The 15110-nt window shown below is 72.1% G+C and carries 13 protein-coding genes; 3 read left to right on the top strand and 10 right to left on the bottom strand.

Going from position 1 to position 15110, the window contains the following annotated elements:
• Nucleotide 1: 1 nt before the first annotated feature.
• From OG975_RS34795 to OG975_RS34780, 4 genes are all read right to left on the bottom strand, one after another.
• Nucleotides 2–1204 carry a PucR family transcriptional regulator gene (locus OG975_RS34795; protein ID WP_406333274.1) on the bottom strand — a complete coding sequence of 401 codons (1203 nt, stop codon included), beginning with the start codon at nt 1202–1204 and terminating at the stop codon, nt 2–4.
• A 175-nt stretch (nt 1205–1379) separates the two neighbouring features.
• Entirely contained in the window at nt 1380–1688 is a 309-nt protein-coding gene (locus OG975_RS34790) for an AzlD domain-containing protein (RefSeq protein WP_406333272.1), read from the bottom strand.
• Complete coding sequence (locus OG975_RS34785; protein WP_406333271.1) at nt 1685–2431, bottom strand: AzlC family ABC transporter permease; 747 nt, start codon at nt 2429–2431, stop codon at nt 1685–1687. Before OG975_RS34785 ends, OG975_RS34790 begins: the two co-directional genes overlap by 4 nt.
• Nucleotides 2350–3297 (bottom strand): AraC family transcriptional regulator, encoded by a 948-nt coding sequence (locus OG975_RS34780; protein WP_406333270.1) that lies wholly within the window; start codon nt 3295–3297, stop codon nt 2350–2352. Before OG975_RS34780 ends, OG975_RS34785 begins: the two co-directional genes overlap by 82 nt.
• Before the next feature lie 339 nt (nt 3298–3636).
• Between OG975_RS34780 and OG975_RS34775 the strand changes: the two genes are divergently transcribed.
• The 3 genes from OG975_RS34775 (at nt 3637) to OG975_RS34765 (ending at nt 10460) form a co-directional block, all read left to right on the top strand.
• Nucleotides 3637–8697, top strand: coding sequence for an ATP-dependent helicase (locus tag OG975_RS34775; protein ID WP_406333269.1), 5061 nt, complete (start codon nt 3637–3639; stop codon nt 8695–8697).
• A gap of 126 nt (nt 8698–8823) precedes the next feature.
• Nucleotides 8824–9666 carry an Fpg/Nei family DNA glycosylase gene (locus tag OG975_RS34770; protein ID WP_406333268.1) on the top strand — a complete coding sequence of 281 codons (843 nt, stop codon included), beginning with the start codon at nt 8824–8826 and terminating at the stop codon, nt 9664–9666.
• Between the two features lie 32 nt (nt 9667–9698).
• Complete coding sequence (locus tag OG975_RS34765) at nt 9699–10460, top strand: SDR family NAD(P)-dependent oxidoreductase (protein WP_406333267.1); 762 nt, start codon at nt 9699–9701, stop codon at nt 10458–10460.
• Between the two features lie 246 nt (nt 10461–10706).
• Here OG975_RS34765 and OG975_RS34760 read toward each other — a convergent pair whose 3' ends face one another.
• The 6 genes from OG975_RS34760 to rimO all read right to left on the bottom strand — a co-directional run bounded on the left by OG975_RS34760 (nt 10707) and on the right by rimO (nt 15079).
• Nucleotides 10707–10979 (bottom strand): hypothetical protein, encoded by a 273-nt coding sequence (locus OG975_RS34760; protein ID WP_406333266.1) that lies wholly within the window; start codon nt 10977–10979, stop codon nt 10707–10709.
• Between the two features lie 98 nt (nt 10980–11077).
• Entirely contained in the window at nt 11078–11548 is a 471-nt protein-coding gene (locus OG975_RS34755) for a Dps family protein (protein ID WP_406333264.1), read from the bottom strand.
• Nucleotides 11549–11855: 307 nt separating this feature from the next.
• Nucleotides 11856–12233, bottom strand: a complete 378-nt coding sequence (locus OG975_RS34750; protein ID WP_028802355.1) for a helix-turn-helix domain-containing protein — start codon at nt 12231–12233, stop codon at nt 11856–11858.
• Between the two features lie 109 nt (nt 12234–12342).
• Nucleotides 12343–12888: a CinA family protein gene (locus tag OG975_RS34745; protein WP_406333263.1), complete on the bottom strand. Its 546-nt coding sequence runs from the start codon at nt 12886–12888 to the stop codon at nt 12343–12345.
• Nucleotides 12885–13607, bottom strand: coding sequence for a CDP-diacylglycerol--glycerol-3-phosphate 3-phosphatidyltransferase (gene pgsA / locus OG975_RS34740; protein ID WP_406333262.1), 723 nt, complete (start codon nt 13605–13607; stop codon nt 12885–12887). The genes OG975_RS34745 and pgsA overlap by 4 nt, the downstream gene beginning before the upstream one ends.
• The gene (rimO, locus tag OG975_RS34735; RefSeq protein WP_406333261.1) at nt 13604–15079 is read right to left on the bottom strand and encodes a 30S ribosomal protein S12 methylthiotransferase RimO; all 1476 of its coding nucleotides are present in this window, start codon (nt 15077–15079) and stop codon (nt 13604–13606) included. The genes pgsA and rimO overlap by 4 nt, the downstream gene beginning before the upstream one ends.
• Between the last annotated feature and the right edge of the window lie 31 nt (nt 15080–15110).

Here is a 15110-nt window from a genome sequence, read left to right as displayed (position 1 = left end):
GTCAGGGGCGCGCGTACGGGCCGTAGGACGGCGTGTCCTGGGTGTCCCTGAGGAGCAGTGCAGCGATCGCCAGGGCCGCCCCTCGGGGCGACGAGAGGTCGATGCCGGACTGTTCCCCGATCTTGGCGAGCCGGTTGTCGACGGTGTTCGGGTGCAGTCCCAGCGCGGTGGCGGTGGCCCGGCGGTCCTGCTGGTGCGCGAGGTGGGTGCGCAGGGTCTCCAGGAGCTCGGGGCGGTCGGCGACCGGGTCGAGCAGGGCGGCGATCTTGTGGCTGCTGGGGTCGGGCCGGGAGAGATGGAACTCCAGAAGGACGTCCTCCAGGCGGTGCAGTCCGGGCGGCAGTCCGCACGCGCGCGTGACACGCAGGATCTCCGTCGCGGTGCGGGCCGCCTCCGGGATGTCCGCGGGCCCCGCGGCCGGCACGTGCGCGACCCTGACCGGTGTCCCCAGGGCCTTGCTGAGCCGCCGGGCGAGGTCGTCCGGCGGCTCGCACTCCTTGGGGACGACGGCACGGCCCAGGCCTGTGTCCAGGAGCGCCGCCACCTCCGTACCGAAGGCGTGGTCCAGGACGGTCTGCGCCCTGCGCTGCCGCCGCCGTTCGCCCACGGGACCCTCGGCCGACACTCCGAGGTCGAGGGCGAGCACCAGGGCGGGCCCCTCCAGGCGCAGCTCGTCCAGGAGTATGTGTCCGGGCTTCAGTACGCCGTCCAGCAGCCCGCGGACCAGCGAGCGGCGCTGGGCGCGGGCGTCGGCCTCCAGAGCGGTGCGCTCGTCGACGTACGTCTCGGCGACCGAGCCCACAACTCTGTGGTGCGACTCCAGGAGGAGGTCGACCAGTTCTATGAGGGCGGCCTCCTCCCCGGGCCGGGCCGTCTCGCGCAGCGCCCGCCACAGCACGTACGCGCCCAGGGAGTGCGTGCGCAGCAGCAGGTGCAGCGGCATCCCCTCCTCGGCGCGCTGAGCGGCCCGCTCGCGGAACAGACGCAGGTCGGCGCGCGCGAGATCCGGGTCGCCCGCGCGGCGCAGGAACAGCCGGATGCCGTGTCGGGCCGTCGCCGCGATCTCCAGGTCCTTCAGATCGTCCGGGAGCTCCGCGTAGCCGGGGAGCGCCTCGAAGGACTCGCGGGTCATCCGCCGGGCCAGTTCGTTGACCCGGGGCTCGCAGCGCAGCGCGAGCGCCCTGGCGGCTGCGGAGAGGGGCACGGCGGGCTCCTGCGGGCGGGCGGCTTGTGACGCGTCACAGTACCCAGGCGGCCTGTGACGTATCGACCGTGTCGCTCCGGAGGGACCCCCGGCCGACCGCGCTGCCTTCGACGCCTTGGAGGGGCTGTCGGCCCACACGCACGCGTGAAGGCCGACAGCGCTGTGCGTCCGGACGTCAGCTCGTCATCGCCCGCACCCCCGCCGTCACCACCACCGCCGCGGCGACCACGAGCAGGAAGGGGGCGCGCAGGATCAGCGCGACGGCCGCCGCGGCGAGTCCCGCGGCCTTCGCGTCCACGACCAGGACGCGCCCGTCGGCGAAGGTCTGCTGGGCCGTGAGAGCGGCGAGAAGGGCGACGGGCAGCAGGGCGGCGAGGCGCCGGACGAGGGGACGTTCCAGTACGCCGGCGGGGATCAGCAGCCCGATGAGTTTGACGGCGTAGCAGCCGACGGCGGTCGCGCCGATGGCGATCCAGATGTTCAACGATCTTCCCTTGGCACGTCGTTGGCGGTCTTCGCGCTGCGGCGTCCCTCTACGTAGAGGACGGCGGGAGCGGCCAGCGCGGCCACCAGTACGGGAACTCCGGCGGGCAGCACGGGCAGCAGACCGAGCCCCAGAAGGACCGCGACACCCGCGACCGTGCGCTCCGTGGTGGTCTTCAGCATCGGCGCGAGCAGCGCCAGGAAGACGGCGGGTCCGGCGGCATCCAGCCCCCACGCGTCGGTGTCGCCGATGGCTTCGGCCCCGACGGCGCCGAGCAGGGTGGTGAGGTTCCACAGCACGTAGAGGGAGAGCCCGGTGACGGTGAAGCCGATGCGGACGCTGCGGCGGGTGGGCTGGGCGAGCGCGACCGCGGTGGTCTCGTCGATGACCCACTGCGCGGCGAACGGTCGCACCGCGCGCGGGAGGGCGAGCAGTTGCGACAGGCGCAGCCCGTAGAAGGCGTTGCGCACCCCGAGGAAGAAGGCGCCCGCGGCCGCCGTGAGCGGGTTGCCCCCGGCCGCGAGCGCGCCCACGAGCGCGAACTGCGAGGCGCCGGTGAACACCAGGAGGCTGAGCGCGCAGGTCTGCAGCAGCGTGAGCCCGCTGCCGGCCGAGGTCACCCCGAAGGCGAACCCGGACAGTCCGACGGCGACCCCGACCCCTAGGGCGTCCCGGACGACGGCGGCGTCGGGTTTTCCGCCTTCTTCACTGCGTATGTCTGCGAGAGCTGTCTGTTCTGCCACGCCCTGGACGGTAGGAGCAGTCGGCCCTCACCGTCTTGTACGTTCTTGCGCTCGCGCTGGTAGGCGCCCGGGGGTACGCCCACGATCCGGGTGAAGTGCCGATTGAGATGCGGCTGGTCGGTGAAGCCGACGGCGACGGCCGCCTCGGCGGGCGCGGAACCGGCGTCCAGGAGGTGGCGGGCCCGGCGTACACGGGCGTCGGTCAGCCAGGTGTGGGGCGGCATGCCGTAGGTGTCCCGGAACGCGCGCAGCAGCGCGAACGGGCTGGTGCCGAGGTCGGCGGCGAGCCGCTCCAGGGAAGGGGGCTCGACCATCCGCTCCTCCAGCACCGCACGCGCGCGTGCGGCGACGCGGGCGCCCGCGGTGTGCACGGCCCGCTGCGGCAGCGGGCCTCCGTTCAGGCGCAGCAGCCGGGTCACGGCGACGCGCAGCAGAGTGTCGGCGGCGAGCGCGTTGCCCTCCTCGGCAGCCCGCAGCACCTGGTGGACCAGGCCCGCCGCGTACGGGTCGTCGAGCACCGGACTCGTGAACCCGGGGGTGCCGCGGATGGTGGTGGTCTCCGCGGCGATCTCGGCCACCAGCTCCGGCGACGGGTACACCGCCCCGTACCGCCAGCCCTCGGGGACACCCGCCCGGCCCGTGTGCGGGGTGTCGGGGTTGACCAGCGCGAGGGCGCCCGGACCCGCGTACTGGTCGCCACCGCCATGGTGGAAGACCTCGACACCGTCGGTGATGGCAGCGATGACGAAGTTCTCGTGGGTATGCCGCACGAAGATCTTTTCGACATAGCTGGCACGCAGCAGATCGACACCGGGCAGTTCCGCGTACTGCCAGTGCCGCGCCCGCTCCCGTCCCGAATCCGCCACACTGCCATTCTCCGCGACCACCACAACGACAGCCGCCCGATGACACCACACCGGACAGCTGCCAACTGCACCCCCACCAGCCGACAGCCGCTGCACGCACCCCTCCCCCACCAGCCGACAGCCGCCCACCGGCGGAAGGGGCCGGGGCGGGGGTGTCCGCCCGCAGCGGCTGGCGCGTCAACACCGGCTCCTTCAAAACGCAACCGATCCCGCGCCAGACCGAGGACGGATACCCCCGCCCCGGCCCCGACCCACCACCCACCGCAGTCGAAATGGGCCCCGACGGCCGCGTTCCCGCAGGTCAGACGGATTGTCAGTGGCCGGGTGCAGGATGGACACATGGTCAGCTCCGCACACCGAGCCCTCGACGGCTTCTCCCCCGCGACCCGCGGCTGGTTCACGGGGGCCTTCTCCGCGCCCACCGCCGCCCAGGCCGGGGCATGGGCGGCCATCGGCGAGGGCTCGGACGTGCTCGTGGTCGCCCCGACCGGCTCCGGCAAGACCCTGGCCGCGTTCCTCGCCGCGCTCGACCAGCTGGCCTCGACCCCGCCGCCGGCGGACCCCAAGAAGCGCTGCCGCGTGCTGTACGTATCACCGCTCAAGGCCCTCGCGGTCGACGTGGAGCGGAATCTGCGCAGCCCACTGACCGGCATCCGACAGGAAGCCGTGCGGCTCGGGCAGCCCGAACCCGAGGTGAGGGTCGGCATCCGCTCCGGCGACACCCCGCCCGCAGAGCGCCGCGCGCTGGCCACACGCCCGCCGGACATTCTGATCACGACCCCCGAGTCACTGTTCCTGATGCTGACGTCAGCCACGCGCGACGCGTTGACAGGCATCGAGACGGTGATCCTGGACGAGGTGCACGCGGTCGCGGGCACCAAGCGCGGCGCCCATCTCGCGCTCACCCTGGAGCGCCTCGACGAGCTGCTGCCCAAGCCCGCCCGCCGCATCGGCCTCTCCGCGACGGTCCGTCCGGTGGACGAGGTCGCGCGCTATCTCTCGCCCCAGCGCAAGGTGGAGATCGTCCAGCCGCCGTCCGGCAAGGAGTTCGACCTCTCCGTGGTCGTCCCGGTGGAGGACCTGGGCGAGTTGGGCGGCTCCCCGGTCGCCGATGGCAAGGAGGGTGCCGAGAAGCCGTCCATCTGGCCGCATGTCGAGGAGCGGATCGCCGATCTCGTCCAGTCCCACCGCTCGACCATCGTGTTCGCCAACTCCCGCCGTCTGGCGGAGCGCCTCTGCAACCGGCTCAACGAGATCGCGTACGAGAGGGCGACCGGCGAGCCCCTTGAGGAGGCTCACGCCCCGGCCCAGCTGATGGGCGGCTCGGGCGCGGCGCAGGGAGCTCCGCCCGTCATCGCCCGCGCCCACCACGGCTCCGTCTCCAAGGAGCAGCGGGCGCTGGTCGAGGAGGACCTGAAGGCGGGCCGCCTGCCCGCGGTGGTCGCCACCTCCAGCCTCGAACTGGGCATCGACATGGGAGCCGTGGACCTCGTCATCCAGGTCGAGTCGCCGCCGTCCGTGGCCTCCGGGCTCCAGCGCGTGGGGCGGGCAGGACACCAGGTGGGCGCGGTCTCCACCGGCGTCGTCTTCCCCAAGTACCGCGGCGACCTCGTCCAGGCCGCGGTGGTCACCGAGCGGATGCGCACGGGTTCCATCGAGTCCCTCCGGGTCCCCGCCAATCCCCTGGACGTGCTGGCACAGCAGCTCGTCGCCATGACCGCGCTCGACACCTGGCAGGTCGACGACCTGCTCGCCACGGTCCGCCGGGCGGCCCCCTTCGCCTCGCTCCCGGAGTCGGCGTTCACCGCCGTGCTCGACATGCTCGCGGGCCGCTATCCGTCCGACGCCTTCGCGGAGCTCAGGCCCCGCGTGGTGTGGGACCGCGTCGCCGGTACGGTCACCGGGCGCCCCGGCGCGCAGCGCCTCGCCGTCACCTCAGGTGGCACCATCCCCGACCGCGGGCTCTTCGGGGTCTTCCTCGCGGGAGCCGACCCCAAGAAGGGCGGCGGCCGGGTCGGCGAGCTCGACGAGGAGATGGTCTACGAGTCCCGTGTGGGCGACGTCTTCACGCTCGGCACGAGCTCCTGGCGCATCGAGGACATCACCCGCGACCGCGTTCTGGTCTCCCCGGCACCCGGTGTCCCGGGCAGGCTGCCCTTCTGGAAGGGCGACCAGCTCGGCCGCCCGCTCGAACTGGGCCGCGCGGTCGGCGCGTTCCTCCGCGAGGTCGGCTCACTCCCCAAGGACGACGCCCGGCTCCGGCTCCTCGCCGCGGGCCTGGACGCCTGGGCAGCCGACAACGTGCTCTCGTACCTCGCCGAACAGCGCGAGGCATGCGGGCACATCCCGGACGACCGGACCATCGTCGTCGAGCGTTTCCGCGACGAGCTGGGCGACTGGCGAGTCGTCGTGCATTCCCCCTTCGGCGCCCAGGTCCACGCCCCCTGGGCCCTCGCTCTCGGCGCCAAGCTCTCCGAGCGGTACGGCATGGACGCCCAGGTGATGCACGCCGACGACGGCATCGTGCTGCGGCTGCCCGACGCCGACATCATGGGCCTCGACCTGCTCGACCAGGCACCTATGAAGGCGGGTACGGAGTACGACGCGGAACAGGCGCCGGTCGGCGCGGCGGACGTCGCCTTCGACAAGGGTGAGGTCAACCAGATCGTCACCGACCAGGTCGGCAGTTCCGCGCTCTTCGCGTCCCGCTTCCGCGAGTGCGCAGCCCGCGCCCTGCTCCTGCCGCGCCGCAACCCCGGCAAGCGCACCCCACTGTGGCAGCAGCGCCAGCGCGCCTCCCAACTCCTCCAGGTGGCCAGCGAGTTCGGCTCGTTCCCCATCGTGTTGGAGGCGGTCCGCGAATGCCTCCAGGACGTCTTCGACGTCCCGGGCCTCACGGAGCTGATGGGCGACATCGAGTCCCGCAAGGTGCGACTCGTCGAAGTCACCACGCCCGAGCCTTCCCCCTTCGCCCGCTCCCTCCTCTTCGGATACGTCGCCCAGTTCCTGTACGAGGGTGACTCACCTCTCGCCGAGCGGCGCGCCGCCGCCCTGTCGCTGGACTCTCGGCTGCTGGCCGAGCTCCTGGGCCAGGCCGAGCTGCGCGAGCTCCTCGACGCCGATGTCCTGGCCGAGCTGGAGCGGGAGCTCCAGTGGCTCACGGAGGACCGTCGCGCCAAGGACGCCGAAAGTGTGGCCGACCTGCTGCGTCTGCTGGGTCCGCTCACCGACGCCGAGCTCGCCGAGCGGGGCGCCGAGCCGCAATGGGCCCAGGAGTTGGCCGCCGCCCGCCGTGCCATCCGGGTCCGCATCGCCGGGGCCGACCACTGGGCGGCGATCGAGGACGCCGGCCGACTTCGCGACGCACTCGGTACGGCGCTGCCCGTCGGCGTCCCAGAGGCATTCACCGAGCCGGTCAAAGACCCGCTCGGCGACCTCCTCGCCCGGTACGCACGCACCCACGGCCCGTTCACCTCGACGACGGCCGCCGCCCGCTTCGGTCTCGGTCCGGCCGTCACGGACGGGGCTTTGCAGCGACTCGCAGCAAGCGGCCGTGTCGTACAAGGGGAGTTCCATCCGGCGGGTATCGGTCAGGAGTGGTGCGACGCGACGGTGCTCCGCAGGCTGCGCCGCCGTTCGCTCGCGGCCCTGCGCCACGAGCTGGAGCCGGTGCCGCCCGCCGCGCTCGCGCAGTTCCTGCCGCAGTGGCAGCACGTGGGCAGCGGGCACGGGCTGCGCGGAATCGACGGACTGGTGCGCGCCATCGAGCAGTTGCAGGGCGCGTCCGTACCCGCATCCGCGCTGGAGAAACTCGTCCTGCCCTCCCGGGTCGCCGGGTACACCCCCGCGATGCTCGACGAGCTCACGGCCGCGGGAGAGGTGGTCTGGGCGGGGGCAGGGTCGCTGCCGGGCAAGGACGGCTGGGTCTCGCTGTATCTGGCGGACGCGGCGCCGCTGCTCCTGCCGGCCCCGCACCCCCTGGAGCCGACCGCGCTCCACCAGTCGATCCTGGACGCCCTCTCCGGGGGCTACGGCCTCTTCTTCCGCCAGATCACCGACCAGGTGCGCGCCACCACGCATCCCGACGTCACCGATCCCCAACTGGCCGACGCCGTCTGGGACCTGGCCTGGTCCGGACGGCTCACGAACGACACGCTCGCGCCGATGCGCTCCCTCCTGGGCTCGGGACGCACCGCCGGGTCCACGGCCCACCGCGCCAAGCGCTCGGTCCCGCGCGGACGCTACGGCTCCCTGACCGGCGCCGCCCGCCCCCAGTCCCGTACGGGCCCGCCGACCGTGGCGGGCCGCTGGTCGCTGCTGCCAGGGCGTGAGCCCGACCCGACGGTGCGCGCCCACGCCCTGGCCCGCACCCTGCTCGACCGGCACGGCTTGGTGACCCGGGGCGCCGTCGCCGCGGAGGGCGTCGAAGGCGGCTTCTCCGCGGTGTACCGCATCCTGTCCGCATTCGAGGACAGCGGCCAGGCACGCCGCGGCTATGTGGTCGAAGGTCTCGGCGCCGCCCAGTTCGCGATGGACGGCGCGGTGGACCGGCTGCGCGCGGCGGCAAACGCGCGGGACCGGGGCGAAGCCCTGTCCGACCCGAACCGCCCGGACGGTTCCCCGGGCGCCTACGGATTCCCTGGCGACCGAAGCCCCACGAACCCTGCCGGCTTCCCCGGCGACCGCGCCTCGGCGCACGCCTCAGGTTTCCCCGGCGGCCAAGCCCCCAAGGACACCTTCGGCTACGCACCCGACCTCGGCCCGGCGAACACCTCCGGCGTCCCGGACGGTTCTGCCTTGCCTGACGACTCCGGATTCCCCGACGGTTCCGCGTTCCCGGACGCCTCCGGCTTCCCGGAAGAACCCGGCTTCACCGACGACCACGGCTTCTCGGCCGACTCGGCCTTCCCGGCCCGCTCCACCCACCCCAACGCCTCCCCCCACCCCCACATCTCCGCCTACCCCAACACCCCAGCCTTCTCGAACAGTCGCTCCCGCCCCCGCACCACCTCGTCAGCCGTTGTCCTGGCCGCCGCCGACCCCGCCAACGCCTACGGCGCGGCCCTTCCCTGGCCCGAGCCCCCGACCGACGCCGGGCACAAGCCGGGCCGAAAGGCGGGCTCCTTGGTCGTGCTCGTCGACGGCGAGCTGACCCTGTACATGGAGCGCGGCGGCAAGACCCTGCTGGCCTGGCCCGCCGACCCGGACAGCTCGGTCACGGAGGACGCGCGGCTGCACACCGCCGCCGAGACCCTCGCCGCAGCGGCCCGCGCGGGCTCGCTCGGCACGGTCACGGTGGAGCGCGTCAACGGCGCCTCCGCTCTGACCTCCCCCTTCGGGACCCTCCTGGAAGGAGCAGGCTTCATCGCGACCCCCCGCGGACTGCGCCTCCGCGCCTGAGTCCCGTACAGACGCCCGACAAGAAGCCCCGCGCACCCTGCAACCCCGCACCCCGCACACCCCACCTCGACGCCCCCGACAAACGCCCCGATCCGTGCCACCTCCCACCCATGCCACCCTGGACCCATGCCCGAAGGAGACACCGTCTGGCAGGCCGCGAGGCGGCTGCACATCGCCCTCGCGGGCAAGGTGCTGACCCGCTCCGACCTGAGGGTTCCCAGGTACGCCACAGCCGACCTCACCGGTCGCACCGTCCGGGATGTCACCCCGCGCGGCAAGCACCTCCTCGCCCGGATCGAGGGCGGAGTGTCCCTGCACTCGCATCTGCGGATGGACGGCTCATGGAAGGTGTACGCGAACGGCCAGCGCTGGAGCGGCGGCCCCACGCATCAGATCCGGGCGATCCTCGGCACCGCGGACCGCACGGCCGTCGGGTACCGCCTCCCCGTACTGGAACTGCTCCGCACCACCGACGAAGGCCGAGCGGTCGGCCATCTCGGTCCCGACCTCCTGGGCCCGGACTGGAACCCGGACAAGGCCCTGGAGAACCTCCTGCGCGACCCGGCCCGCCCGCTCGGCGAGGCCCTGCTCGACCAGCGCAATCTCGCCGGCATCGGCAATGTCTACAAGAGCGAGCTGTGCTTCCTCCTCGGGGTCACTCCCTGGCTCCCCATCGGCGATGTGCCAACTGACCGCGCCGCCCAGCTGCCCGCCCTCGCCAAGAGGCTCCTCGAGGTCAACCGCGACCGGCCCGCCCGCAGCACCACGGGCCGCCGCGACCAGAACCTCTTCGTGTACGGCCGGACACCCCGCCCCTGTCTGCGCTGCCGCACCCCGATCCGTTCGGCGGACCAGGGCGACGGTGCCCGTGAGCGCCCCACCTACTGGTGTCCGACGTGCCAGACGGGGCCCACGCCATCGCCGGGCGCACCCCAACCCCGTACGGGTCCCCGACGTACGACCAATTGACGACCCGTCAGAAACCCTCGTACCGTCCCTTCATGCCCCTCACGGCGTACGACCTCACCGGACGCACCGCATTCGTCACCGGCGCCGCCAGCGGCATCGGCCGCGCCTCCGCCGTCCTGCTTGCGGAGGCGGGAGCCGCCGTCCACTGCGCGGACCGCGACGCGCAGGGCCTGCACGAGACGGCGACCCTGATCAAGAGTCAGGGCGGTACCGCCCACACCCACCCGCTCGACGTCAGCGACCGCGCCCAGCTCCAGCAGGCCGTCGCGTCCTGCGAACGTCTCGACGTCATGGCGGCGGTCGCCGGGATCATGCACAGCAGCCCGGTCCTGGAGACCCGGGACGAGGACCTCGACCGGGTGCTGAGCATCAACTTCAAGGGCGTGCTGTACGCCTGCCAGGAGGCCGCCCGCCTCATGATCGCGAAGAGCGTCCGCGGCAGCATCATCACCATGGCGTCGGGTGCGATAGACACCGGCGGCCCCGGCCTGCTCTGCTACGGCGCGGCGAAGGCGGCCGTCGTGCAGCTGACGAAGACCCTGGCGACCGAGATCGGCCCGCACGGCATCCGCGTCAACGCGGTCGCGCCCGGCTGGATCCGTACCCCGATGACCGACCGTCACGGGGAGGCGCAGGCGCAGACAGAGGCGTTCATGGCGCGACTGTCACCGTTGGGCCGGGTCGGCGAACCGGAGGACATCGCCCACGCCGTACTGCACCTCGCCTCGGACGCCTCGGCGTTCACGACGGGCCAGATCCTCCGCCCCAACGGCGGCGTCGCGATGCCCTGGTAGCCCGCTTCACCCACGCACTACCGCTCCCACCGGCACACGCCGGCGCACGCACACACCAAAGCGCCCCCACTTCATCCCCTGCACGCTTCAAGCCCCCGCACACCCCCCGGCACCCGGCACCCGGACACGCCCCCTGCCACACCCGAGGGGGCGCCTTCCCCTCCCCGAGCGCCCCACCCTCCAGCGCTCCACCCCCGCACACCCGCCTAGCCACGCACCCTCACCTCTGAAGCGCGCCCCCACTCCCTACCGCACGCCCCGCGCACGCCCCCCACCAGTCCCCCGCCGCCGCGACCGCGCCTCCTGCCAGGACTCCCACCACCGATCCGACCCCACGGCGCCCACCGCCCGGGCCTTCGGCACGCAGTGCACCGGCAGCAGGCTCAGCCCCCATCCCCCGGCAGCGACCGCCCCCTCCAGCACCCCGGCATCGGGTACCAGCGCGAGCCGCAGCACGCTCCACCACCACACCGCACCGAGCGCCAGTGCAGCCCCCCAGCGCACTATTCGCCCCGCCATGGTGCCCACCTCCAGCCCGACGCTAGACCGCCGCTCTCACTCCCCGGCAGGGCGCACCAACGGCACACGGGCGCACCTTGGGCAGCACCAGCGGGCGGTCACCCGTTCTCCGCCTGGAACATCCAGTGGTGCTTCTCCAGATCGGCCGTGATCCCGATGAAGATGTCCTGGGTCACCGGATCCGCCTCCCCGGTCGCCGCCACCCGCTCACGCATCCGCGTGATCACCGCGCCCAGCGCGTCCACGAGTGTCTTCACGGCGTCGGTGTCCTTGACCCAGCCCTCGGGCGTCGCGCCGATGCCGCTGCTGACGGCCACGGTCGCGGCCCGGCCGTCCGGCGGGACACCCAGCGTCGAGGCACGTTCCGCCACGGTGTCGGAGTGCAGTCGCGCGGTGTCCACGACCTCGTCGAGCTGGAGATGGACAGAGCGGAAGCGCGGTCCCACCACGTTCCAGTGGACCTGCTTGGCCACAAGGGAGAGGTCCAGCAGGTCCACCAGGGCACCCTGCAGCGCCTCGGCCACGGTCTTCAGGTCCGCGTCGGACAACGGGCTCTTCACGACATACATCCGCATCCTCCGATGACGACAACTACGACGATCGATCACAACGCCTGCAACGCCTGCAACGCCTGCAACGCCTGCAACGCCTGCAACGATCACGATGATCAAGGCGCACAACCGGCGTCCGTCCACCGGCCGGCCCCCGCCGCACCCCTCCACCATGGCCGCCACACCGGATACCGGCAAATGGACCCATATGAGGACACCCGTACAACGCAAAAACCCCGGCCGTACTCCTCCAGGTCTCCCTGGAGAAGCCCCGGCCGGGGCTTCACACGAGCATTCTCAGCTCATGAGCGCGAACTCGTGAACGTCAGGCGGCGACGACGTCGACCGCCTCGGTAGGCGCCTTGATCGTGACCCGTTCCGGTGGCACACCGGTCACCGATACGGAATTGAGCATCGGGCGACGCACCGGTGCGGGCACCGGTTCGGTGGCCGCAGCCGACTGTGCCAGCTCCGCGAGGGCGAGCTCGTCGCTCACTTCCCGCATGAGCTCGGACATCCGTACGTCCAGCGCGTCGCAGATCGCGGAGAGCAGCTCGGAGGATGCCTCCTTCTGCCCCCGCTCCACCTCGGAGAGATAGCCGAGTGAAACTCGGGCGGACGAGGAGACTTCGCGCAGAGTACGGCCCTGGCGCTGGCGCTGCCGACGCAGCACGTCACCCAGCAGGCGACGGAGCAGAATCATCGGTGGCTCCCTCCTCGGACCGCGTAGCCGCATCCTTCACGCCCCACCGTACCGCCTTGCGCCGCGGCCGTGCGGGGAGCGATGTCGTGTTCACTCAGGGCTGCAAACATCAAAACCCCCCGTTCTGTTCCGTATCCTGTGCCCGCTCATTCCCGGTCTGTTCGCCCGCAAGCTCCTTCAGGAGCAGTGCGAGTACGCTCCGTACACTCTCCATACGGATTTCCGCCCGATCGCCGTTCAACCGCAGCGGTATCACTTTCCCGCCACCAGCGGCATGAAAAGATGCTTCGGACGGGCCGTCGACGGCCACGAAAACCGTGCCGACCGGGTGTCCGTCCTGGGGCTCGGGACCGGCGACACCCGTGGTCGCGATCCCCCAGTCGGCACCGAGCGCCTTGCGCACACCCACCGCCATCTGGGCCGCGACCTGCGGATCCACCGCGCCGCGCTCGGCCAGCAGAGTGGCGTCGACACCCAGCAGCTCGTGCTTGAGTTGGGTGGCGTACGCGGTCACGGAACCCCGGAAGGCCTTGGAGGCACCCGGCGTCGCGGTGATCTCCGCCGCCACCAGACCACCGGTGAGCGACTCGGCAACGGCGAGCGTCTCGCCCCTCACCGTGAGTAGTCGCAGCACTTCGGCGGCCGTGGAACTCACCGCTCCGCCTCCTCGGCCGCCGCCTGCCGCTCGGCGATTCCACGCCTGCGCAGCACAATGGCCTGTCTCACATAGTCGAGCCCGGTGACGACCGTCAGGACGACCGCCACGGCCATCACCCAGAACCTCAGGGTGGCCAGCGCCCCCGTCAGCGCCAGGATGTACATCCCGACCGCCGTGCCCTGGGCCAGCGTCTTCAGCTTGCCGCCGCGGCTCGCCGGGATGACCCCGTAACGGATCACCACGAAGCGCAGCAGGGTGATCCCGAGCTCACGCCCGAGGATCACTCCCGTCACCCACCACGGCAGATCGCCGAGCGAGGACAGACAGATCAGCGCCGCGCCCATGATCGCCTTGTCGGCGATGGGGTCGGCGATCTTCCCGAAGTCGGTGACCAGGTTGTACGTGCGCGCCAGATGGCCGTCGAAGATGTCGGTGATCATGGCGACGGCGAAGGCCGCCCAGGCCCACGCGCGCATGGCGGGGTCGTACCCGCCGTCGGCCAGCATCAGCGCCACGAAGCCCGGCACGAGGACGAGCCGGATCATGGTCAGGATGTTGGCGATGTTCCAGAGGCTGGCCTGGTTGACGGCCGCAGCGCCCAGCTTCCCGGCCCGCGCCGGCTTCGAGCCCCCGGGAGCACCGGATGCGCCGGGCGCGCCCGCCGCACCTTTCGCGCTGGGGGAGCTGCCCGCCGCGGATGCCGGGACTCCGGTCATCTGCCCGCCTCCTCAGTACACGGGAGCGCGCCCAGGAGCGGCTCGGCCACCAGGTCGACACCTTCCGTGCCGACCACCTTGGCCTCGACGATACGGCCCACGGTGAGACCCTCGCTGCTCGTGAAGATCACCTGGCCGTCCGTCTCGGGCGCCTGGTGGGCGGCGCGGCCGATCGCGCCCTCCTCGTCGTCGATCGACTCGACGAGCACCTGAACGGTCTCGCCGACGCGCTCCTCGGCACGCTGCGCGACCAGTTCCTCGGCGAGCCGGGACACACGCGCGAGGCGCTCGTCGACCACGTCCTGGTCGAGCTTGTTCTCGTACGTCGCCGCCTCGGTGCCGTCCTCGTCGGAATACCCGAAGACGCCGATCGCGTCGAGGCGCGCGCCCGTGAGGAACCGCTCCAGCTCGGCGAGGTCGGCGTCGGTCTCGCCGGGGAAGCCCACGATGAAGTTGGACCGCACACCGGCCTGCGGGGCCTTGGAGCGGATCGTGTCGAGCAGTTCCAGGAAGCGGTCGGTGTCGCCGAAGCGCCGCATCGAGCGCAGCACGTCGGGTGCGGAGTGCTGGAAGGACAGGTCGAAGTAGGGCGCGATGTCCGGCGTGGAGGTCAGGACGTCGATGAGTCCGGGGCGCATCTCGGCGGGCTGCAGGTAGCTGACCCGCACGCGCTCGATGCCGTCGATCTCGGCCAGCTCGGGCAGCAGGGTCTCCAGGAGGCGGATGTCGCCGAGGTCCTTGCCGTACGAGGTGTTGTTCTCGGAGACCAGCATGACCTCCTTGACGCCCTGCTCGGCGAGCCAGCGCGCCTCGTTCAGTACGTCGCTGGGGCGGCGCGAGATGAAGGAGCCGCGGAAGGACGGGATGGCGCAGAAGGAGCAGCGCCGGTCGCAGCCGGAGGCGAGCTTCACCGAGGCGACCGGGGAGCCGTCCAGGCGGCGGCGCAGGGGCGCGCGGGGGCCTGACTCCGGGGCCACGCCCTCCGGGAGGTCCGTGGGGGCGCCGTGGCCGGGAAGGGCCACTTCCTCGCCGGCGCTCTGCCGCTCGGCCGGGCTGATCGGCAGCAGTTTGCGCCGGTCACGCGGGGTGTGGGAGGCGTGGATGCCGCCGTTCAGGATGGTCTGGAGGCGGTCGGAGATGTCGGCGTAGTCGTCGAAGCCGAGCACGCCGTCGGCCTCGGGCAGCGCTTCGGCGAGCTCCTTGCCGTACCGCTCGGCCATGCAGCCCACCGCCACGACGGCCTGGGTTCTGCCATGCCCCTTGAGGTCATTGGCTTCGAGAAGGGCGTCGACGGAGTCCTTCTTGGCGGCCTCGACGAAGCCACAGGTGTTGACGACGGCGACGTCCGCTTCTTCGGCGTCCTCCACGAGTTGCCAGCCGTCCGCCTCCAAGCGGCCTGCGAGCTCCTCCGAGTCCACCTCGTTACGGGCGCAGCCAAGGGTGACGAGTGCGACGGTACGGCGTTCAGGCATGGGCTCAAGACTACTTCGTCCCGCTGACAGC

The sequence above is a fragment of the Streptomyces sp. NBC_00203 genome (assembly GCF_045206325.1).
Taxonomy (GTDB): Bacteria; Actinomycetota; Actinomycetes; order Streptomycetales; family Streptomycetaceae; genus Streptomyces; species Streptomyces lutosisoli.
This window is presented reverse-complemented; position numbering and strand designations above follow the sequence as displayed.